Annotated in this window: 18 protein-coding genes; 7 read left to right on the top strand and 11 right to left on the bottom strand. The window is 56.6% G+C overall.

Translation table 11 applies throughout. The annotated features are described in order from the left end of the window. Nucleotides 1-6: 6 nt before the first annotated feature. From JHL21_RS09065 to JHL21_RS09055, 3 genes are read right to left on the bottom strand one after another with little or no spacing between them, the layout of a single operon-like run. Complete coding sequence (locus tag JHL21_RS09065) at nucleotides 7-1,128, bottom strand: glycosyltransferase family 4 protein (protein WP_200213085.1); 1,122 nt, start codon at nucleotides 1,126-1,128, stop codon at nucleotides 7-9. Then, the gene (locus JHL21_RS09060; RefSeq protein WP_200213084.1) at nucleotides 1,125-2,495 is read right to left on the bottom strand and encodes an O-antigen ligase; all 1,371 of its coding nucleotides are present in this window, start codon (nucleotides 2,493-2,495) and stop codon (nucleotides 1,125-1,127) included. The genes JHL21_RS09065 and JHL21_RS09060 overlap by 4 nt, the downstream gene beginning before the upstream one ends. Further along, nucleotides 2,492-3,670 carry a glycosyltransferase gene (locus JHL21_RS09055; protein ID WP_200213083.1) on the bottom strand — a complete coding sequence of 393 codons (1,179 nt, stop codon included), beginning with the start codon at nucleotides 3,668-3,670 and terminating at the stop codon, nucleotides 2,492-2,494. The genes JHL21_RS09060 and JHL21_RS09055 overlap by 4 nt, the downstream gene beginning before the upstream one ends. 444 nt (nucleotides 3,671-4,114) lie before the next feature. Between JHL21_RS09055 and JHL21_RS09050 the strand changes: the two genes are divergently transcribed. Both JHL21_RS09050 and coaBC read left to right on the top strand, forming a co-directional pair. Next, a complete protein-coding gene (locus JHL21_RS09050; protein ID WP_200213082.1) occupies nucleotides 4,115-4,900 on the top strand; it encodes a carbon-nitrogen hydrolase family protein in 786 nt (261 codons plus the stop codon). Beyond that, entirely contained in the window at nucleotides 4,897-6,114 is a 1,218-nt protein-coding gene (coaBC, locus tag JHL21_RS09045; RefSeq protein WP_200213081.1) for a bifunctional phosphopantothenoylcysteine decarboxylase/phosphopantothenate--cysteine ligase CoaBC, read from the top strand. The genes JHL21_RS09050 and coaBC overlap by 4 nt, the downstream gene beginning before the upstream one ends. Before the next feature lie 32 nt (nucleotides 6,115-6,146). Here coaBC and JHL21_RS17980 read toward each other — a convergent pair whose 3' ends face one another. Continuing rightward, nucleotides 6,147-6,854: a GntR family transcriptional regulator gene (locus tag JHL21_RS17980; RefSeq protein ID WP_200213080.1), complete on the bottom strand. Its 708-nt coding sequence runs from the start codon at nucleotides 6,852-6,854 to the stop codon at nucleotides 6,147-6,149. Between the two features lie 280 nt (nucleotides 6,855-7,134). After that, a complete protein-coding gene (locus JHL21_RS09035) occupies nucleotides 7,135-7,653 on the bottom strand; it encodes a lipocalin family protein (RefSeq protein WP_200213079.1) in 519 nt (172 codons plus the stop codon). Between the two features lie 160 nt (nucleotides 7,654-7,813). On the opposite strand from JHL21_RS09035, the gene JHL21_RS09030 reads away from it, so the two are divergent. From JHL21_RS09030 to JHL21_RS09015, 4 genes are all read left to right on the top strand, one after another. Continuing rightward, complete coding sequence (locus JHL21_RS09030) at nucleotides 7,814-8,281, top strand: GbsR/MarR family transcriptional regulator (RefSeq protein WP_169195960.1); 468 nt, start codon at nucleotides 7,814-7,816, stop codon at nucleotides 8,279-8,281. Next, nucleotides 8,278-9,474 (top strand): efflux RND transporter periplasmic adaptor subunit, encoded by a 1,197-nt coding sequence (locus JHL21_RS09025; RefSeq protein ID WP_200213078.1) that lies wholly within the window; start codon nucleotides 8,278-8,280, stop codon nucleotides 9,472-9,474. Before JHL21_RS09030 ends, JHL21_RS09025 begins: the two co-directional genes overlap by 4 nt. A gap of 3 nt (nucleotides 9,475-9,477) precedes the next feature. Then, nucleotides 9,478-12,624, top strand: a complete 3,147-nt coding sequence (locus JHL21_RS09020) for an efflux RND transporter permease subunit (RefSeq protein ID WP_169195958.1) — start codon at nucleotides 9,478-9,480, stop codon at nucleotides 12,622-12,624. 113 nt (nucleotides 12,625-12,737) lie between these two features. Then, nucleotides 12,738-13,724, top strand: a complete 987-nt coding sequence (locus JHL21_RS09015; RefSeq protein ID WP_200213077.1) for a UDP-glucuronic acid decarboxylase family protein — start codon at nucleotides 12,738-12,740, stop codon at nucleotides 13,722-13,724. Nucleotides 13,725-13,738: 14 nt separating this feature from the next. On the opposite strand, the gene JHL21_RS09010 is transcribed toward JHL21_RS09015, so the two are convergent. From JHL21_RS09010 to fgd, 6 genes are all read right to left on the bottom strand, one after another. After that, nucleotides 13,739-14,740: a TIGR03842 family LLM class F420-dependent oxidoreductase gene (locus JHL21_RS09010; RefSeq protein WP_200213076.1), complete on the bottom strand. Its 1,002-nt coding sequence runs from the start codon at nucleotides 14,738-14,740 to the stop codon at nucleotides 13,739-13,741. Nucleotides 14,741-14,820: 80 nt separating this feature from the next. After that, complete coding sequence (locus tag JHL21_RS09005) at nucleotides 14,821-15,600, bottom strand: ABC transporter ATP-binding protein (RefSeq protein ID WP_169195955.1); 780 nt, start codon at nucleotides 15,598-15,600, stop codon at nucleotides 14,821-14,823. Further along, nucleotides 15,597-16,598, bottom strand: coding sequence for an iron chelate uptake ABC transporter family permease subunit (locus JHL21_RS09000; protein ID WP_200213075.1), 1,002 nt, complete (start codon nucleotides 16,596-16,598; stop codon nucleotides 15,597-15,599). The genes JHL21_RS09005 and JHL21_RS09000 overlap by 4 nt, the downstream gene beginning before the upstream one ends. 61 nt (nucleotides 16,599-16,659) lie before the next feature. Then, a complete protein-coding gene (locus JHL21_RS08995) occupies nucleotides 16,660-17,589 on the bottom strand; it encodes an ABC transporter substrate-binding protein (protein WP_200213073.1) in 930 nt (309 codons plus the stop codon). A gap of 27 nt (nucleotides 17,590-17,616) precedes the next feature. After that, nucleotides 17,617-18,513, bottom strand: a complete 897-nt coding sequence (gene cofE, locus JHL21_RS08990) for a coenzyme F420-0:L-glutamate ligase (protein ID WP_200213072.1) — start codon at nucleotides 18,511-18,513, stop codon at nucleotides 17,617-17,619. A 2-nt stretch (nucleotides 18,514-18,515) separates the two neighbouring features. Next, the gene (fgd, locus tag JHL21_RS08985; protein WP_254081997.1) at nucleotides 18,516-19,517 is read right to left on the bottom strand and encodes a glucose-6-phosphate dehydrogenase (coenzyme-F420); all 1,002 of its coding nucleotides are present in this window, start codon (nucleotides 19,515-19,517) and stop codon (nucleotides 18,516-18,518) included. A 130-nt stretch (nucleotides 19,518-19,647) separates the two neighbouring features. Between fgd and JHL21_RS08980 the strand changes: the two genes are divergently transcribed. After that, nucleotides 19,648-20,598, top strand: a complete 951-nt coding sequence (locus JHL21_RS08980) for a nucleoside hydrolase (protein ID WP_200213070.1) — start codon at nucleotides 19,648-19,650, stop codon at nucleotides 20,596-20,598. Nucleotides 20,599-21,098: the final 500 nt, after the last annotated feature.

The raw sequence follows: 21,098 nt of genomic DNA, 5'->3' as shown, positions 1-21,098 counted from the left end.
CCATTGTCATAGCGCGAGCCCGTAGGCGTCTCGGATCCGACGCGCGATTATGGGCCAGTCAAAACCGGCGGCATACGCTTGGCATTCTGAGGCGCTTGGCAAATTCTGACTAAGCATCGCGGCGGTGATGGCATCCGCCAATGCATTGGAATGCGCTGCTGGAACAATGAGTTGCGGGGCGAATGGCAGCATCAGTTCAGCAAGCCCGCCAACATCTGTGACGACAACCGGCGTGCCCGCGGCGAGCGACTCCAGAACCACAAGCCCAAATCCTTCCAAAGCGATAGATGGCACAAGGGTGATATCTGCGGCTCGATAGACTAAAGGAAGTTTCTCGTCTGGGACGTGGCCAGTTAATTGCACATTGTTTTCAAGCTCTTGAGCTTTAATTACCGCGCTTAGGCTGGAGCCCAAGAGGCCACTCCCGACCAGCTTGATTTCAGCGTCAGGGGCCCTGGATCTGAGAATTTCGGCAGCAGCGAGCACGGTGGCATGGCCCATGCGCGGCACCAATCGCCGCACGCAGGCTGCGATAAACCGGCTCTGGCTCCAGCCTAAAATCTCGCGGGCTTCACGGCGGCTTGTGCTCGAATTGAAGCGCGAAATGTCGACGCCTCCGGGGACGATGTCGATCTTAGAGTGTGGAAACTTGTAGGTTTTTTCTAAGATGTCCGCGAATGCACTCGATAGAACTATCGCTCGGTCTGTTCGTTTGTAGACCTGTTTTTCAATATGGAATTTGAGCGCCGCCTGAACCCGGTTCTGTCCCGACGCGATGCCTTCTAACGCCCAAGGGCCATGGAAATGACTGACCAAGGGAGTGTCGATTTGGCCGAGCACAGGAAGCGTTGAAAGCGCGAAGTGACTGGCAACTACATTCGGCTCTATGGTGGCTTTTAGCGCCCTAAAGCAGCGCCTTGCGCCGATGGCTTTCGCCACAAAACTAGCTTTACGCTTAGCGAAAGCCACAATGGCGCCCCGGCTCTCGTTGTCGACATTGTCTGTCCCGAGGACCATGCCGGCAAAGCCGAATAATCCATCGGACGCTCGCCATAATTCATTGTAATAACGCGGCAATCCGCCCGCGCGGTCAGAAAGCCATTCAAGTCCGATTTGGATGGTTTTCATTCGGTCTGGCTCTCCCCCGAACGAGACGGCAGTGCCAACGCCAGCAATGTAAAAAATAGCACCCCAGCCAAACCAACCAGGATGTTGAAGAACACCATCTGCAGGACAAGGGCATAAAGCGCTGCAGTGAAGGGCAGCGATTGTGGCGCGCCCAGTGCGCTATGCAGTGCTGCCCAAAGCCAGCACCCCAGCAGCATCCATATGGCCAGTCCCGCCCAGCCTAAGGTGTAGGTAATGTCCAGAAATCCGCTGTCGAAAATCGGAAATGTATTCTCGTCCTGCTGCCCGACGATGGTCGAAATACCCGTAGAGCCAAGGCCATAGCCTAAGGGATTGGCCAGAACTGTCGGGACAATTTCGCCAATAATGGCGAGGCGCGCCCAAAGACTGTCGTCGTCCGTAAGGCCAAAGATCGTCGCCACTCGGCTGAGCAACACGCTGGGAACATCCAAGGTGCTCGCGCCCAGGATCAGTAGGCAGGCGCAGATCAGCCCGCCAACAAGCACATCGAACTTGATCCTTATGGGGCTCAGTACGAGCAAAATGGCGAAACCTAGTGCAGCGCCACCCCAGGCCGAACGCACTAAGGTCAGCCAGAGACAGAGCGCAGTTGGCACCGCCAGCACCACAAACGCTTGCGGTTTTTTGAACGTGGTAAGCAGCAGCGCCACCATCAGAAAAACGGCAAGTATCCCCGGGGCATTTAGGGTGGCGTATATTCGTACCAAAAACGGCAAAGGTTGGCCGATGGATTGAATGGCCGCTTCCCGCATCCACTCGGCGTCCCACGGCAAAACATAAACGAACTGGATGACGCCATAAGCTGAGACAACCAGTCCATGCAGGATCAAAAGTCTGACGATCCGCTGCCGTATTGAGCTCAAATGGTCCCTCGCTGCGAGCAAATGCAGACCAAAGCCCATGGGGGCGAGATAGGCGAGACAGTCAAATATGGCGGCAGCGCCATAGCCTCGCAAAACGCCATTGAGGCAGCCAAAGCAGATGAGGCTCGAATAGGTCAACAACGCACCGGCCTCGTGAGAGGAGATCATGCGCAGCGCTTTGGCGCCACTGAGTAGGGCTATTGCGGTGATTATGTATGGCGCGATGATGATAAGACTGGCGTCCGTTCGGCCTAATTGCCAATCAATGATCCGTCGCATCATGGGGGCGTAAAGCCATAAGGCGAGAACCAGCCCAATGAAGCTGTTGTACGGGGACGTCATATAGGCCCATGCACCCAGCGCTACGACAACGGGTAAAAAGCCAAGTTGCACGACGTCCGCTCTACCGCTGTAAAGCAGTCCAACCATGATGACCGTCAGCCCCGCCACAACCCAAGAAAAGGGCAGGGCGAGCGGGCTCATGCCGGCGTTTTTGTTCGCCGCGATGCGGTCTGAGTGAGCTCGAGAACGTGTCCCACAAGCTGGGTGTGGAAGCGTCGCGATGAGAACCGCTCTGCCTGTGCCCGACAGTTCGCGCCACTGATGCTGCCTTCGGCTTCTTCAAACTGGGCGATTGCGCGACGGAGGCTCGACGCGGTTTGCTGGTCAAAATGGACCCCGCTTGGTTGTGAGCGATTGAGCCCCCGAATGGTTTCTGCCGTACCGCCGCCATCGAAAGCAATGACCGGTGCGCCGCAGGCCTGCGCTTCGACAGGCGCAATGCCAAAATCCTCCTGCGCCGCGAAAATGAAGGCACGGCAGCGCTGTAGATAGTCAATCACGACTTCCGTGGCCTGATAGCCCAAGATTGTAACATTGGCTGGTGCCATGCGCTGGATCTTGCCCAAATCTGGTCCGTCGCCAATCACCACGAGCTGACGCTCTGGGGTGCCGGCAAAGGCTTCAATCATCAGCGGGATTTGTTTGTAGGGCACAAGGCGAGAGAGGGTGAGGTAGAATGCTTCGCGTGGCTTCGCACCGGGCTGGAATTTGTCGATATCGACAGGCGGGTAGATTACCTCGGCTTCGCGTCGATAGAACTTCCAAATGCGCTCGCGGGTGAAACGGGAATTTGCGATGAAGTGGTCTATACTGCTCACGGTTCGCATGTCCCAGACGCGATAGCGATGCATCATTTCATGGGCAATCAAGCGTCGGAGCGGGGCAAGTGGTCCTTTGATTGTCGCCAGATAATCATGCGTCAGATCCCACGCATAGCGCGTCGTCGAATGCATGTAGGCGATGTGATGTTGATTTGAGTTGGTGATAACGCCTTTCGCCAAGGCGGTGCTGGACGACAGAACGAGGTCATATTTGGAGACATCGAAGCGCTCGATGGCCCGCGTCGCCGCAAGCAAAAGATTGCGGTAGTAGTGCTGGACCTTGGGCAATTTATTGAGGCCGCTTGCGGTCACGCGCGCATTCCCCAACAGTTCGGAGCGGTCTGTCGCGTTCAGGAAGTCGAAGACTGTGAACACATCTGCCTGTGGGCAGCAGGCGATCATTTCGGCCAGAACGCGCTCGGCGCCGCCGATAACCGGCATCCAGTCATGAACGAGCGCTGTTCGATCCGGCAGTGTTGGACAGGAATACGACAATGAGCATACTCCCAGAGCCGGCGTAGGGCGTGAATGGTGAACGGTTTTTCGGTGAACGAGAGTTGGCTCTTTCGTGTTGTTGACTGATATTTTCCGTTAATGTCGCCTATATAGTAAATAGTACAAAATATCGACCATGTACTTTTGTTAGATTTATTGCGTTAAATTTCTAACTTTGTTGTTTTTATTGTTGATGGATTCGGTTTTATTGTGGTTTGTCGAAGTGGGTTTTAGAGACCTCCGCTAGTCCCCACGGGGAATAACTTACGAATTTCTCACAGTGGAATTTCCGTAATTTGCATGAACCCTTGGCTAGGGCCTGCTTGTGCCAGAAGCTTGGTGTGAGTGGCGCGAAGGGTAGGCGCTGGCCCGTTAAGCCACTATATGACACTCGACACTTAGGGCGCGTCAGCGTAGCGGCGCGACGGTGTCGAGGAGTATACAATGCGTGTGGTGCTGACACAGCCAAGTGTGCGGGGAACTGCCCAAGACAATTTCACTTATGTCACGCGACTGCTCGATACGCATCGCCCGCGACTAGAGAGCCCTGATGTAATTGTCCTGCCCGAGCTCATTGGTTTCGGCTTGACCATCGAGCAATACCGTAATGCGCTGGTGGAATTGGCTTCGCGCTATCAAGCGCACATCATTGGTGGCAGTCATTTTCGCGATGCGAAAGATCACCTTGTTAATCAAGGGCTTGTAGTTGCGCCGGACGGTGAGGTCCTTGCTTCATACGAAAAGGCCAATCCCTATTTCGGCGAGCGGGACCATGGAGCGGGTCGTGGCAATGGTGGCGCTCATGTCGTCCTCAACGGTGTCGCTTGCTTTGTCACCATATGCGCTGACTTTTTCCATGCAGACACCTTTATGCGTTTCCAGGAGCGCGCCGATATTGTGTTTGTTACGGCCAGTTCGGTGAGCCGCAAACCAACACCCGATATGGCGAGAGCGCGGTGGAAGCATGCCATGATTGCTCGGGCCTTCGAGCAAACCGCTCATGTCGCTGTCAGCGATTGGGCCTATCCCGTTGGCGGACAAAACGAACTGCCAGCAAGTGGTGTTGCCGGCATTGCTTATCCGGACGCAGAACAGCCGGACAATCTGATTTCAACTCTGGGCGAGGCTGAGATCGCAGTTTACGATATTGATATCAGCCGTGGTCGGATGCTGTTTGCCGATCAAGAGGCACGCGGCTTCGCTATCGCCGGAACAAGGGGACACGCATGAGCTTGGTCGGTAAGCGCATTCTGCTGATCGTTACCGGTGGTATCGCCAGCTATAAAAGTCCCGATCTCGTCCGCCGCCTGCGTGAGGCTGGAGCGGTGGTTCGCTGTGCCATGACAGAGGCCTCAAAGAACTTCATTCAGCCAACTGTCCTGGCGGCGGTGAGTGGGACGCCTGTCGTTTCCGAACTCTTTGACCCGATTGAGGGCATGGATGTTGGCCATGTGCGCCTAGCGCGTGAGGCTGACCTCATCATCATTGCCCCCGCGACGGCCGACATTTTGGGCAAGCTCGCTCATGGCATTGCAAACGATTTGGCGTCGACAATTCTGCTTGCTGCCGACGGCCCAGTGCTCATTGCGCCAGCCATGAATCCTAAGATGTGGGATCATGCTGCTGTTAAGCGCAATGTTGCGACACTCAAGGCGGACGGCTACCAGTTTGTTGGTCCTGAAAGTGGGGAAATGGCGGAGAGCCATGAGGCGGGCGTTGGTCGCATGTCTGAGCCGCTCGCAATTCTTGCTGCGGCCCAATCCATCTTCGTAGCTTCAAGCTCGGCTCTTGCGGGACGTCATTTTGTGGTAACGTCTGGCCCAACAGAAGAGCCTCTCGATCCAGTGCGCTATATTTCCAATCGCTCTTCGGGCAAGCAAGGCCATGCCATCGCCGCCGCTCTCCTGGCGGAAGGCGCCCGCGTCACCCTCGTCTCCGGTCCTGTCTCTGTGCCAGCCCCCGCAGGTGCTGAGGTCAAGAAGGTGTCAACCGCTGCGGAAATGCTCGATGCTGTCGAGGCAGCGCTCCCGGCAGATGGTGCCATTTTCGCTGCTGCTGTTGCAGATTGGCGTGCCGCCAGCGTCGCCGACGAGAAAATGAAAAAGCAGGATGGCCAGGAGGAGCTGGTTATTCGCCTCGTGCGAAACCCAGATATTCTGGCTACGATTGGTCATCACGCGACGCGGCCTGCACTGGTGATTGGCTTTGCCGCCGAAACCCAAGATCTGATTGCGAATGCCCAGCGTAAACTGTCGAGCAAAGGTGCAGACTGGATCTTTGCCAATGACGTCTCCCCCGCCCAAGGGGTGTTTGGCGGCGATAGCAATCATGTTCACCGCGTTTCACGCGACGGTGTCGAAGATTGGGGTGTAGCCGGTAAGGATCAAACCGCGCGGATTATTGTTGAGAAAATCGTAGAGCACTTCGGCCGCGCGGAGCCCTAAGGCTCTGACGCGGTTCGGTTCTGGGCTTGTTCCTAGGGGCGGATCGCAACGTCTTCCATTGAGCGTCGCAAGCGAGGCGCCGCCAGTGCGCTGAGCACCTGGTTGTGGGTCTCGAAATTATGTTCAATGATGGCGCTGCGGACGCTCTTTAAGTCGCGCTTGCGTAGTGCATTAACGATAGCAACGTGATCTTCGTTCAGGTCCCGGCTAAGCTCTGGCAACCGTGCCCCGCGGTGGAAATATCGTTCCATCTCATCGAAATGATGCTCAGCAATCGTGAAAATACGCTTATTCTGATGGGCCTTTGCGAGAGCCAGATGGAACGCGCGATTGGTGTTGATGATATCGCTGGCCGTTTGCACCTGCGCCGGATCGCGGCTGGCGTGGGCGAGCGCTTCGAGCGCGTCTAGCTCTTCATCCGAAATGCGTTCGATAATGTCTTCGACAATCGCGCTTTCTAGGATGCCGCGGATTTCGAATAGTTCGGTCAAATCGTCGATAGTCAGCGGCGTGATCTGATACCCGCGGCGCGGTAGAGGTTTCACAAAACCTTCGAGTGCAAGACGACCCAGAGCTTCTCGCACTGGGGTCTTGCTCATTCCCAAACTGTCGGCAATTTCGCCTTCAGATACTTCTGAACCCGGCTGTAGGGTGCAGTTTCGGATATCTAGGCTGATGCGGTGATAGGCCTGTTGGGTGAGTGACTCACTTGAGGCTTTTCCGGCTTTATTCTTCTGCACTCGATTCCCCCCGAAATCTCAGCATGCGCAGGCGATGAGGAGTTCTATTGCGTTGTATGGACGCTCGAATTTCATCGTCAGACGTTGCTATCGCGCTGTAGAAATTACTCGACGCTACGATCAGTCGCTCGCCAGTATTCTACAAAATATTCTATTTCATCCGATGTATTTGTCAAAATACAGCAGCCGCGTCTGCTTCGATAATGGTGTACGTAATATTTGCAGTGAATTCTTTGATTGCTTGTAGGGGGTTAGGGCGTGCGACCTGTCTAGTTCGTTCCTAGTTATGCTTGTCGGCTTCGATCTGCGCGTCGGTCACTTCGCGTCCCGTGTGACGCGGGACAATCAGCTGGTCAAGGTCGAACCCTTGGCGCTGAGCTTCAAGGAGATATTCTGCTTTGACGTTGTCTTCTATGTGCGCAGAGCGGGATAGGAGCCAGAGGTTCTTATTGTCCGGCGTACCGACTAGGGCATGCTGATAGTCGCTGTCGAGCTTGATAATCCAATAGTCGCCACTGGTAAAAGGCAGCCAGCGGATGAACTCGGGCAGGAAGGTGACTTTCAACTGACTGTTGGCGTCGTTTTGAACGCTGGCTTCACCAATCGATTGGCTGGCTTTTCCGTCCTCATCAAAGCAGCGGTTGTCCACGCGCACTGTACCGCGCTCGTTAAGAGAATAGTTGGCGGTAATATCGGTCGCTTTGGGATCTTCCCACTTCAGGGGCAGACGGGCCACCTCATACCAGCGGCCCAAATAACGATTGAGGTCGACATGAGGAACAGTCGTTACTGTAGTCATCAACTATCTCCGTTCTTTAGTAGTGAACGACTTGATCTGTTCTCCGTTCCCACTCGTATCAGTTTGTGGCGATGCGTCGCAGGCGGTGCAGCAATGCAATTGGATTGATTGTTTGCGGCGTAAAGATCGTTTAGTAGGGACTGAACGATAGGGGTGTCCCGTGTCCGCAATCGACGCATTCATCGAAGAAATGGGCCTGATGGCTCAGGAGCATGGTGATGCACGCATCTCTGGGCGCGTGCTCGGACTGCTCGTCGCCGAGGGACAGGAGATGAGTCTTGCGCAGATAAGCGAACGTCTGGGCGTCAGTCGAGCAAGTGTTAGCACCAATGCTCGGCAACTGACTCAACGCGGGATGATCCGGCGCGTGGCGCACTCCGGTGATCGTCAGGACTACTATCTTGTCGACGGGACGTTTCATCAACACATGTTGGAACGCATGGCGACGCAAGCTCGACGCAATGCGAGCAGGATAATGGCCTGCGCCAAAGGAATTGAGGGAGAGGACGCAGCGGCCGCAATACGCGTTCTCGAACTCCATAAACTATACGAAAAATCTGCAGATATTCTTGCCTACTGGGCTGGCGACTTGCAAAACGACGCCACGCCGCGAAAGGAACCGACATGACGGACGCACATAAGAAGCCCGAATGGGCGCAAAGCAAGTTCGATAAAATGAACGAAGAGCGCATCGCGCAGGGGCTCAAGCCGAAGAAAAAGGTTCTTCGTTGGGCCGTTCTTGGCGTTATCGTTGTCGGGGGCGCAGCGTTTATGCTCACTCGCCCACAGCCAGAGGCGCCCGCAGTGGTTGAGGACACCACCGCCGTTGCCAAGCAGCTGATCCCGACCGAGATTGTGGAGATCGCGCCGACAACCCTCAAGCAGTCGGTCAAGGTCACCGGGTCACTTGTCCCTGGTCATCAGGCGAGCGTGTCCGCGCAGGCGTCGGGTCGTGTTCTTTCCGTCACCGTAAGCCCAGGCGACGCTGTGAATGAAGGTGACGTGCTCGCAGAAATCGATCGCGCTACCCTCGAAATTCAGCTTAATCAGCAGCGTGCGACGGCGGAAGCCACCCGCATTCAGCTCTCCAACAGCCGTCAGCAGCTGGAGCGCACGGAAGAATTGGCTCGTCAGGGGCTGACGAGCCCTTCGGCTCTTGAGCAGGCCCGTTCGGCCACTGCTGCTCTGGAATCCAATCTAGCAGCGCTTGAAAATGGTGTCGCAGCGGCTGAGATCGCACTCGACAACGCCACTGTGCGCTCGCCACTCTCTGGCGTGGTTTCCGCTCGTAGCGTTGAGCCCGGTCAGATCATTGGCGCAGGTACACCATTGTTCACTGTGGTGAATCTTGACTCGATGGAGTTCCAAGCGTCCGCTTCGGTCAACTCTAGCGCACTCGTCACCGCTGGCCAGCCAGTTGCTGTGTCGGTCAATGGCGTGAGCGGCAAGGCCTTTGAAGGCAAGGTTGTGCGCGTTAATCCGGTCGCTACAGCAGGCACGCGGACCGTGCCGATGTACATCGAGATTAACAATGTCGATGGCATCCTGCGTGGTGGCATGTTCGCCGTGGGCGAAGTGACCGTCGCTGAAAAGCCAGATGCGATAGCGCTGCCGACAGCAGCAGTGCGTGAGGATGCTGATGGCGAGTTTGTTCTCGCTCTCAATAATGGCACACTTGAGCGCAAGGCTATCGAAGTCGGCGCAGCGTGGGACCGTGGTCGCATCGTTGAGGTCACAGGCCTCACCGTTGGCGAAAGCGTTATCGCAGCAGCGTTGTCGGAAGTTTCGGCTGGCGATACCTACGAACTCGTGGGGAAATAACCAATGTTCTTAACGCGCATAAGCGTAAACAACCCAGTTTTCACGACCATGATCATGGTCGCGATCCTGGTGTTTGGTATCTTTTCTTATTCACGGCTGCCGGTTGAGCAGCTTCCCGACATCGACTTGCCAGTCGTTGCGGTGGTGGTCTCCTATCCAGGGGCCTCGCCGGAAGCGGTTGAGCAGGATTTGATCGAGCCGATCGAAGACGCGGTCAACACCATTGCTGGCCTTGATACGGTTCAGTCGATTGCGCAGCCTGGCCGCGCCATGGTCATCATGATGTTTGACCTTGAAGCGAACTCGCAGCAAAAGGCGCAGGACGTTCGCGACAAGATCGATCCGATCAAGGCGAATTTCCCAGCGGCCGCGATGGACCCGCAGGTGTTGCGCTTTGACCCGTCGGCATTGCCGGTGCTTTCCCTTGCGGTCAGCTCGGATACGCTCTCGGCTCGTGACCTAACGGCTCTGACCGAAGAGATCATCGTCAAGCGCCTGTCCAACATTAATGGTGTTGGTTCGGCGACTGTTGTCGGTGGCACGCCACGTCAGCTTAACATCCAGCTCGATCCAAACCTGCTCAGCGCCTACAATATTAGCCCCGCGGCTGTTATCAATGCGCTCAAGGCGGCCAATAAGGATCTGGCTGCCGGCTCGATCACTGAAAACAGCATTGTGCGCTCGATCCAGGTTCTCGGTCGCATTGAAGACCAGCAGGACTATTACGACATCACCGTGGGCAACCAAGGTGGTCAGCCGGTCACGCTGCGCGACGTTGCAATCATTGAAGATGGCACTGGCGAGACAGACTCTCTGGCGATCTTGAATGGTGAACCCGCTCTCGCCATCAATATTCTGAAGACGCAGGGTGCCAATACCGTTGGCGTTGCCACCGATATTCGCAAGACCATTGATCGTCTTCTGGCGACAGAACTGCCAAACGGCGAAGTGAATATCGAGGTTGTGGTCGACAACGCTAAGCCCGTTGAAGACAGCTTCCATGCCGTTCAGAACATGCTGATTGAAGGCGCGGTTCTCGCCGTCGTCATCGTCTTCCTGTTCCTGAACTCCTGGCGTTCGACCATCATTACCGGTCTGACCCTGCCGATTTCGATCATCGGTACCATGGTGGCGCTGAGCTTCCTCGGCTTCTCGCTCAACACCATGACCCTGCTCGCGCTATCGCTTGCCGTTGGTATTCTTATCGACGACGCGATCGTGGTTCGTGAAAACATCACGCGCCATCTGCACATGGGCAAGAGCCACCGTCAGGCGGCTTTTGATGGTACCAATGAAATCGGTCTGGCTGTTCTGGCCACCACGCTCTCCATCGTTGCGGTGTTCCTGCCGGTGGCGTTCATGGACGGCATCATGGGCAAGTTCTTCTTGCAGTTTGGTGTCACCGTTTCTGTTGCCGTTCTCATCTCGCTGTTCGTAGCGTTTACGCTCGATCCGATGATGTCGAGCGTGTGGTATGATCCGGCCTCGAACCCCAATGCAAAGCGTGGCCCTGTTGGTCGTGCCATTCAGGGTTTTGATCGCTGGTTCGAAGGCATCACCGAAGGCTATCGTCACCTCATTCGTTGGGGTCTCAAGAGCCGCAAGACAGTGCTGCTGATCGCATTGCTGTCGCTGGTTGGTGCTGTTGCCCTGTTCCCACGGGTCGGCGTCGAATTCGTTCCGGCGACTGACAACGGCATTTTTACCGTTAAGGTGGAAACCCCGTCGGGTTCTTCTAAGGAGTATACCGAAAGCAAGCTCCGTCAGGCTGAACTGATCGTTCGTGCCCACCCAGAAGTGGAGCGTACATATTCCACTATCGCTGGTGGTATGTCTGCGGACGGCGCCAATGTTGGCACGATGACCGTCACTCTGGTCGGTGCAGCGGAGCGTGATATTAGCGTTGCTGACTTCATGCCTAAGCTGCGTCGTGATCTGCAGGCGATCCCAGGCAGCAAGTTCGAAGTTGCCGTTGCCTCGATGATGGGCCCGAGCACAGCGCCGGTGTCCGTCACTCTTTATGGCGACAGCTTTGAAGTGCTCGGAAGTCTCGCAGATGGCTTCATGGAGGATCTCCGCCAGATTCCTGGCCTGATCGATATTTCTTCCTCGCTTGATGAAGCCCAGCCCGTTGTCGGCATTCAGATTAACCGCGAGCTCGCCGATAGCCTCGGCGTTTCGCTTGGTCAGATTGCTGCAACCTTGGGGCCACTGATCTCGGGTGAAGACGTATCGGATTGGGTCGCGCCAAATGGTCAGGTCTATAAGGTTGTCGTGCGTCTGCCAGAAAGCCTGCGCAATGACATCGAAGCCATCGGCAATCTGCCGATTGCACAAACCGGCACCGGCACCCAGGAAATGATCACGCTCGGTCAGGTTGCTGAAGTCGTTGAAAGCAATGGCCCGGCCACTATCAACCGGCAGGATCTTCAGCGTGGCGTAACCATCTCAGCCAACCTTGAAGGCGTTGAGTTGGGGACCGTTATTCCGCAGGTCCAGGCTGCGATCGACAAGATCGAGTTCCCAGTGGGCTACCGTAGTGGCTTTGGTGGTGAAGCTGAGCAGATTGCCGATACCATGGGTTCGGTTGGCTCGGCCTTGCTGCTGGCTGTGATCTTCATTTACCTCGTTCTGGCGTCCCAGTTTGGCAGCTTCTTGCAGCCACTGGCGATCATGGGCTCGCTCCCATTGGCTCTGATCGGGGTGATGGTCGGCTTGCTCGTTGGCGGTTCGACGCTGAATATGTTCTCTGCAATCGGCTTCATCATGTTGATGGGTCTTGTGGTGAAGAACGCTATTCTGCTGGTCGACAATGCTAACCAGCACGTCAAAGACGGCATGAACCTCTACGAAGCGCTCGTGGAGGCCGGTGTTACCCGTTTCCGTCCAATTATCATGACCACACTGGCCATGATCTTTGGCATGCTGCCGCTGGCTCTAAGCCTGCACGAAGGCAGCGGGCAGAACGCACCGATGGCACACGCTGTTATTGGCGGTTTGATCTCCTCGACGGCATTGACGCTGTTGGTGGTGCCTGTGCTGTTGACCTATATCGATAGCTTCAGCGCCTTCACCCGCCGCTTCATGCCAAAGGGCCCGGATGATGGGCACCACGGCGAAGAAGAGACCAAGCCGACCCCGGCTGAATAATCAAATAAGAAGCCGCCCTATGGGGCGGTTTTTTTTATGGGCAATAGTCTTGCGCGCGGGCCTTATGCCGTTATGGTCGGCGCATATTTTTCGAGCTGGCAACGAGTTATTTTATGAGTGGATTAGACCGCACCGAGCCGAAGACAATTTTGGTTGCTGGCGGTGCGGGGTTTCTAGGCTCGCATTTGTGCGAGACCCTTCTGGGGATGGGCGCAAAGGTTCTTTGTCTCGATAGTTTCCAGACCGGACGCCGACAAAATATTGCGGCGCTAGAAAACCACCCTAGGTTCAAGCTGATTGAGGGTGACGTTCGTTCGCTGCCGATGATCAACGATCGCCTCGATGAGATTTATAACCTCGCATGCCCCGCTTCACCTCCGCACTACCAAGCCGATCCAATCGGCACGATGATGACCTGCGTTCTAGGCACCAAAAACCTGCTTGATCTGGCCGAAGCAAACGGCGCGCGCTTGGTGCAGGCCTCCACCAGCGAAGTTTATGGCGATCCAGACGTTCACCCTCAGCGTGAGGACTATGTCGGGCATGTAAACTGCACTGGTCCGCGCGCTTGCTATGATGAGGGCAAGCGCGCCGCAGAGGCCCTCTGCTTTGATTATCTGCGTTTGGGCAAGGCCAACGTCCGCGTCGCTCGCATCTTCAATACCTACGGGCCTCGCATGCGGGCGGACGATGGGCGGATTGTTTCCAATCTTATTGTTCAGGCGCTTGCTGGGCAGGCCCTGACCATCTACGGCGACGGGACACAAACACGGTCGTTCTGCTTTGTGTCGGACCTTGTTGCGGGCCTGTGCGGTCTCATGGCGCTCCAGCTCAACCCGGAGGCGCCGGTCAATCTGGGTAATCCCGGTGAGTTCACGATTTCGGAATTGGCAGAGAAAGTTTCGCAACTTATCCCCGGCCAGAGCAGGCTCGTTTATTCTCCATTGCCAGCGGATGATCCAAAGCGTCGTCGCCCAGACATTTCGCGTGCGGAAGAACTTATGGGGTGGCGGCCAAGAATTGCGCTCGATGAGGGATTGATGCGCACCGTTGCGTGGTTCGCACAGACCGAGAAAGGTCCTGCGCTAGACGTGGCCTAGCGCAGGGGAGCTTCTTAGCGGAAAGCCGGGATGACGTGACGGCCGTAGTTGGCGATGATTTCTTCTTCATCACCGCTGTCGAGATAGATGTTGAACTGGGTCACGCCAGCGTCTTCCAGTTTGCGGATCTTGGCGATGTGGTCGTCGGGCTCTCCGAGCACGCAAAAGCTCTCAACGACGTCATCGGAGATGAAGTCGAGGAATGGGTTATCGGCTTGACCATGCTTGGAATAGTCGTAGCCGCGGCGCTTTTCGATGTAGCTGGTCAGACTTGCCGGGACTTTGTCGCTATCAGAGCCATATTTTTCGACGATGTCGGCGACGTGGTTGCCGACCATGGCCGGGAACCATTTGACCTTCTCGATAGCGCGCTTCTTGTCGCCGAAATAGGCCGGGGCAGCGGCCATGGAGCGGTAGTTGCTCATGTCTCTGCCTGCGGCCTTGCCAGCGTCGATGCACTGGTCGGTAAACCACTTGCAGAGGCCGGGGTCGGCAATCTGTAAGACAACGCCGTCGGCGCTTTCGCCAGCGGTCTTGAGGGCCAGCGGACCATAGGCAGCGATCCAGCTCGGCATGTCATGGCCGACCGCCCACGGAAACTTCACAGCCGCTGGGATTTCGCCGTAGTGAACTTCTTGGCCACGCACCATAGCCTTTGTTTTGTCGATAAATTCGGCAACGCGGGCGAGGGTGGCGGGCTTTTTGCCCATGACGCGCATGGAGCTGTCACCACGGCCAACGGCGAGGTCGAACCGACCGCCGGACTGTTTGGCGAGAGAGCCAAAAATTGAGGCAGCGACGGACCAGTCGCGCACGTCCGGATTGGTCACCAGTGGGCCGAAGCGCATGTCCGTTGTGTGTTCCATGCACATGGCAATAGCGGCGTAGCAATCGCGCCAGAGGATGTGGCTGTCGTAAAACCAGCAGTAGGAAAACCCGGCATATTCCGCCGCACGGACCAGATATCGTGCCCGCTCGTGTTCTATAAAGCCCTTAAATGTAATGCCAAATTCCATTTATTCCCCCGCGCTCCCTGCCAGCAATAAATTTGACCAGATGATCAAATTTTTCATGCTCTAATTGTGGTTTGTCAATCTCAATTCCAACTGTCGGAGACATCTTCAAAAAAGACGCTGATGTGATCGCCATTTTGAAGATGTGCTTTCACCCCGTAGACTGTGCGCAGAAGATCATCGGTGATGATTTCTTTGGGTCTGCCTTGGGTGATAACTTTACTATGGTCCATGACGACCAGATGGTCGCAGAAGCGGACGGCGTGGTTGAGATCATGAATTGCCAAGACAATTGTCATGCCGCTCTCCGCTAGGCGCCGCAGCAGTGTCAGCAGTTGCAATTGTGCCTTGATATCGAGGTGACTGGTCGGCTCATCAAGCAGCAGGAGGCGCGGTGCTTGGGCTAGGGCACGTGAGATCAGCACGCGCTGCTGCTCCCCGCCTGAAAGAGTATGAAATCTCTGAGCGGAGAACGCCGTCATTCCGGTTGCGCTTAGCGCAGCGCCGACAATGAGTTCGTCTTGAGGTGAAAGGGCGCTTGCCCAAGCGGGCTGATGTGGAATGCGCCCGAGTGCAACGACATCGGCAACGGTGAGCCGCTCTTCAGTTGAAACCGACTGCTCCACAAAGGCAGCAATCTTGGCGCGCTCGTGTCGCGGCATGGCGTGAAGGTCAGAGCCCTCAAAGCCAACGGTGCCGCGTGCAGGGGTAAGGCCGAGGATGGCAGTGAGCAGTGTTGACTTGCCCGCACCATTGGGGCCGATGAGGCCGGTGATCGCTCCGGCGGGCGCTGTCAAGCTAGCATTGGAAACAATGGTTTTGCCGCCATGGGCAACAGTGAGCTGGCGAACGTCCAAACTCATGTCAGCCTCCGATAGCGCATGAGCACGACTAGGAAGATCGGGGCGCCGAGAAGAGCGGTAATAATGCCCACCGGCAGCTCGCGCGGCTCGAAGAGGGTACGGGCGGCCGTGTCGGTGCACAGCATGAAAACTGCGCCGCAGAGGGCGGCATGGGGCAACAAAAGACGGTGGCGTGGCCCGGTTGCAAGGCGCACGACATGGGGAACAACAAGACCTACAAAACCGATAGCGCCGCCAATCGACACCATGATGCCGGTGAGGAGGGCTGTGACGGCTAGCAAGGAAAAGCGCAAGCGCGGCACATCAATGCCAAGGCTGGCGGCAGCGATATCGCCAAAGGCAAAGGCGTCCAGCGCTTTACCAGCATGCAGAATGATTGGGACGGACACGACGAGCACGACGAAGATGAGACCGGTTTCGGACCACGTGGTCCCGGCAAGGGAGCCCATCAGCCAGCTTAGGATTTCGCGATAGCTATCGCCTGTTGCGGACCAGAAGATGAGGAACGAGGTGGCAGCGGTTGCTAGGGCCGAGATGCAGATGCCCGCCAGAATGGCGCGGCTCGGTGTGGTGCCGCCAAGCAATTTGGCAATTGTAAGCGCGAGGGTTAGCGCGGCAAGACTGCCGATGAACGCACCGAAGGACAGAACCAGCGTCCACCCCAGCAGCATAAAGATAACAGCGCCAAGCGCGGCGCCCGAGCTGAGGCCCAAGAGATAGGGGTCAGCCAATGGATTGCGGGTGAGGGCCTGCATCACTGTTCCTGCCAAGGCTAGGCCCGCTCCGGTGCCTATGGCGGCAAGCACGCGGGGCAGGCGAAGGTCCCAGATAATGGCGGTGCGGAGGGCTGAAAGTGGGCTCTCGGGCAGAAGGCCGAGCTTATAGGCGATAACGGCAAGCGCATCACTTGGGGTGATGTCGGCTGGGCCGATGGTGATTGCGACAATAGCTCCCAAGAGAGTCAGGATAACGAGAAGCGGGAGCGACATTCGGGTCATGGTGCCCCCTCTGTGTTCTTCTCTTCCGATGCGCTGACGTCATTTATTGGCGGCCAATATGTCATGGTATGCTGAGGTTCGACAGCTGCTTAGACAGGTCAGCAATCGCGGGGATGGTCCGAACACCAGCTTCCGCAGCGGGGAAGGGCAGAGTGAGGTAGCGGGTGTTTTTGACCGCATCCATTTCCTTGGTCACCGGGTTCTCCGCCAGCAAAGTTATCTTCTGCTCGGCAGTGTTCCAAGGGGTTTCAACGAGGATAATGATGTCCGGGTTGGCATCAGCAACGGCTTCCCAGCTTACAGAGGTCCAGCCTTCGGCGATGTCGGCAAAGACATTTGTGAGGCCGAGAGCTTCCATCATCATGGCGGGTGCATTGTTGCCGGCTCCGACATAAGGGGTTTTTGTCGCAGAGGAATACCAGACGGCGGTCAGGCCACGTGTGTCGGGCGTAATGCTCGCGAAGGTCGACTTTTGTTCTGCGATCAGAGCATTGGCGGCGGAGGTGGCATTAAAAATGCTGCCCATTTCGGTGATTTCAGCAAAGAGGTCGTCGAAGGTCAGTTTGGGGGGAGCAATGCTCCGGCAGGCTGCGGGGGCGACGTAGTTGGCGACGCCAAGCTTAGTGAGAGTTGAGCGCTCACCCGCGCCGTCGGCGGTGAAATTGCTCTCCCAGCCGCCATAGATAAAGTCTGGTTCGACTTCGAGAACCACTTCTTGGCTGGGCAGCGCATCAGCAAGAACATTGAGCTGCGTCCCAGAGAGATGCGCTGGGAGCGGAGCATCTTGAAAACCGACACCAACGATTTTGTCGCTTAGGCCAAGCGAGAGTAGAAGCTCGGTTGCGGTCGACTTGATGGTAACGACGCGCTCGGGGGCTTGCGGAATTGTGATGGTCTCGCCGCAGTTTTCGACGGTGAGGGGATAGATCGTCTGGGCATGGGCCGGGACGCTGAACACGGCCGCAGTGGCAATAAACATAAGTGTACGCATGCGACGGTTCCTGCGGAGAGCGGTGAGCTAGAGTGCATTTCCCTTGTGGGAGCTGGACCTGTTTTCTGCTTTTGGTGGGCTTTGGGAGGTCGCTGCATCCGGTTCCGCCGAACGCGCTCTGCGCCTCGGACGAGGCGACGTGTTTTGCTCTGCCAGAGCCGCCTGATAGCCGAGCCGATAGGCTTCGGCGGAGCCAAAGCGGAACATGTCATCGTCGCCCGTTCGGGTAAGGGTTCGCGCGCCAGGCGTGTCCAAATCGCGGACGAAGTGGCCAAGGCCGCGCACGATGGCGACCGGGATATTGGTGGTTTTGCCTTTCACCAAGTCGGCAGCGCCAGCGATCTCATCGGCGATGACGGCCTGAGTGACATGCAGCGGACGCCCATTGGCGTCATTGGCACCCCGCAAATCGTCGGTGAGCTGTAATCCTGCCGCGCCAATGGCTTGGTCTGTCTGACCAACTCGCCAAGGGCGACCGATGGTGTCGGTGATAATGAGGCCGAGATCAAAGCCAAATGTCTCGCGCAGTCCCGCACAAAGGGTGCGGGCGGAGGCGTCAGGGTCGGTGGGCAGGCGAAGGGCTATGCCCTCAGGGACATTGGACATGTCGATGCCAGCGGCCGCCATGACGAGACCTTGACGGGTTTCGACAATCCGAGTCACGCCGCCGGGATGAATACGTTCGGCGACGACGCGCACTGTATCTTCGGCGATAGCCCTTTCACGGTCTTGCGCGGGCACCTGCATGCCTTCGGCTTTCGACACGATTTTGGAGGTGACGACCAGAATATCACCAGCTTGCACGGCACAATCTGGCTCTGCGACGGCCTGCTCGATCAATGCTTTCCCGATGAGAGCGACGAGGTCGTCGCCCTTGATGATTTCAGGAATTCCGGGGACCCCCCAAGCCGAAATTCTTGCCATTTTTAGCCTGCCAGTTTCCGCAACCGAGGGAGAATTTCTTTCGAATAGAGATCCAAGAAGCGATGCTGGTCTGGGCCGGGGGCGTGGAAGACCAGATGATCAAACCCATAGTCGATATAGGTTTTGATCTGCTCGACATGCTCGTCGGGGTCGGAAGACACAATCCAGCGCTTAGCGACACGCTCAATCGGCAGGGCATCTGCGAGGCGTTCCATCTCCTCGGCATCTTGCACCGAGTGCTTTTCTTCAGCGGAGAGGGCGAGAGCGGCCCAATGGCGGCAATCATTTAGAGCGCGGTTCGCGTCTGGATCAAAGGAGACTTTCACCTCGATCATGCGCTCAAAGGGCTTTGCCGCGCGTTCGCTTTCACCTCGACCAATTTCAACATTGGGCAGCAGTTCTTTGGTGTAGAGATCTGCACCCTTGCCGGAGGTGCAGATAAAACCATCGCCAGCGCGGCCGGCATATTTGGCATTCAGCGGACCGCCAGCTGCGATGTAAATCGGCACAGGTTCGGCAGGCTTGTCGTAGATGGTGGCGTTGACGGTCTTGTAATACTCGCCCTCAAAACTGACGCGATCTTCGGTCCAGAGGGTGCGGATGAGCTTGACTGCTTCGCGTAGGCGGGCTGAACGTTCTTTCAGCTCTGGCCATTCCATGCCGGTGGCAGGTACTTCATTGAGACCTTCACCCGTGCCAACCCCGAGAATGACGCGGCCGGGGAACATCGCCCCCATAGTGCCAAAGGCATGAGCGACAACGGTCGGGTGCAAGCGGAAGGTGGGGGTGAGCACCGAGGTACCCAGGATAATGCGCTCGGTGCGAGCGAGAACCGCAGACATCCAGCCCGGAGCGAAAGGGGCGTGGCCGTCCGTGTGTTTCCACGGTTGGAAATGGTCAGACACGAAGACGGAGTCAAATCCGGCCTTTTCGGCCGCGACAGCAAAATCGAGAAGCGTGCTTGGCCCGAACTGTTCTGCCGAAGCCTTATACCCGAAACGCATCATGACCCTCCCAAGTCAGACGAACGTATTTTTGATCGTTTGGTCAAAAATGGTTCATAGTCAAGCGGGATGTACTAGGGGGACGCCGATATTTGCTATACACCAGCCTCAGACACAAAGGACTAATGGCATGAAGGTCATTTTCGACACCGATCCAGGCATCGATGATGCTATGGCGCTGCTGTATATCAGCAAGCTGCCACAACTCGAACTTCTGGGCATTACCACTGTTGTGGGCAATGCCGACATTGCGACGACGACCCGTAATGCGCTGGTACTGCGTGAAATGTTTGGCATTTCTGCTCCGGTCGCGCGCGGCGCCGGCGAAACGCTGGACGGCGTCTACAAGGAAGAGCCTGCCGCTATTCACGGTGTGAACGGCTTGGGTGATGTGGAGCTGCCGGAAGTCGACGAATCTGGTCTGGCGCCGGTTTCGGCGACCCAGTTCATCATCGATACCGTGCGCAAGTATCCAGGCGAAGTGACCATTATTGCTGTTGGCCGTATGACCAATCTGGCTCTGGCGCTGCGTCAGGACCCAGAAGTGGCCAAGCTGACCAAACAGGTCATCATCATGGGCGGCGCGTTCGGCTATAAGGGCCGTTCGGGCAATATGACCCCGCTGGCCGAAGCCAATATCTGCGGCGATCCAGTGGCGGCCGACGAAATGTTTGCGGCAGAATGGCCGGTGCATGTCATCGGGCTCGATGTCACGCACGATATTATCGTTACCGATAAGATGCTTGACGTGGTTGCTGAAAAGGGCGGCGACAACGGCAAGTTCATTCGTGACGTGTCGCAGCTCTATGCTGGTTTCTACAAGGCCGTGATGGACATCGATGGCGTGGTTGGCCATGACATGGTTGCAGTGACCTACGCCCTGTTCCCGGAATGGTTTGAAACCCGTACTGGTCCGATCGTGGTGATCCGCGATGGCCTGGCCGCAGGTCAGACGGCGCAGTGGCCCGATAGCCGCAAGGGTGGTCACCCGGCGTGGACAGGTCGTCGCTCCAACACGATCTGCACGGAAATTCAGGCCGATAAGGTGCTGCAACATTTTATGGACACAGTCGGGCGCTAACGCGCCCGATATAGGGCCGGTTTGATAGGATATATCCACACACGGAATGGGGTGTTTCGGCACTCGCATATCCCGGAAAATACCTTCCCCTTTTTGGCGTACATCTTATTAACCGGCTGTTATTCCAAAATTATCTCGAATTGGCTTGGCAGAATATTCGTTTATTCGATAGCCTAGCTGCAGTCCTCGACCGTGGGGCCCCGATTGCATTTTTACAATTGGGAAGGTCGAGGCAGTCGCTGCGGGCGGTGCTGGCTTTGGTCGGCGCGGTCGTAGCGATACGTGTGGTGCGGTGGCAGCGACATTGGTGGTGGCCGGATATCCAACACCCGTCGCCGTCGCCGCCGCACTGTTGATGCGCTCGGTGTAAGCGCTCCCATTGCTCTGGCGTTCCTCCGTCGCCACTCAGCGCTCACATAGCCTCTGTGTGCGGACCCGAGCCTGCAGTATTTCTCTGCGTCGGGACAAAACTGAGGACTTTACTGCCCGTAAAATTTGCG

Source organism: Devosia sp. WQ 349K1 (assembly GCF_016595685.1).
GTDB lineage: Bacteria > Pseudomonadota > Alphaproteobacteria > Rhizobiales > Devosiaceae > Devosia.
Note: the sequence above shows the minus strand (reverse complement) of the source record. Positions and strands in the feature narration are given on the sequence as shown.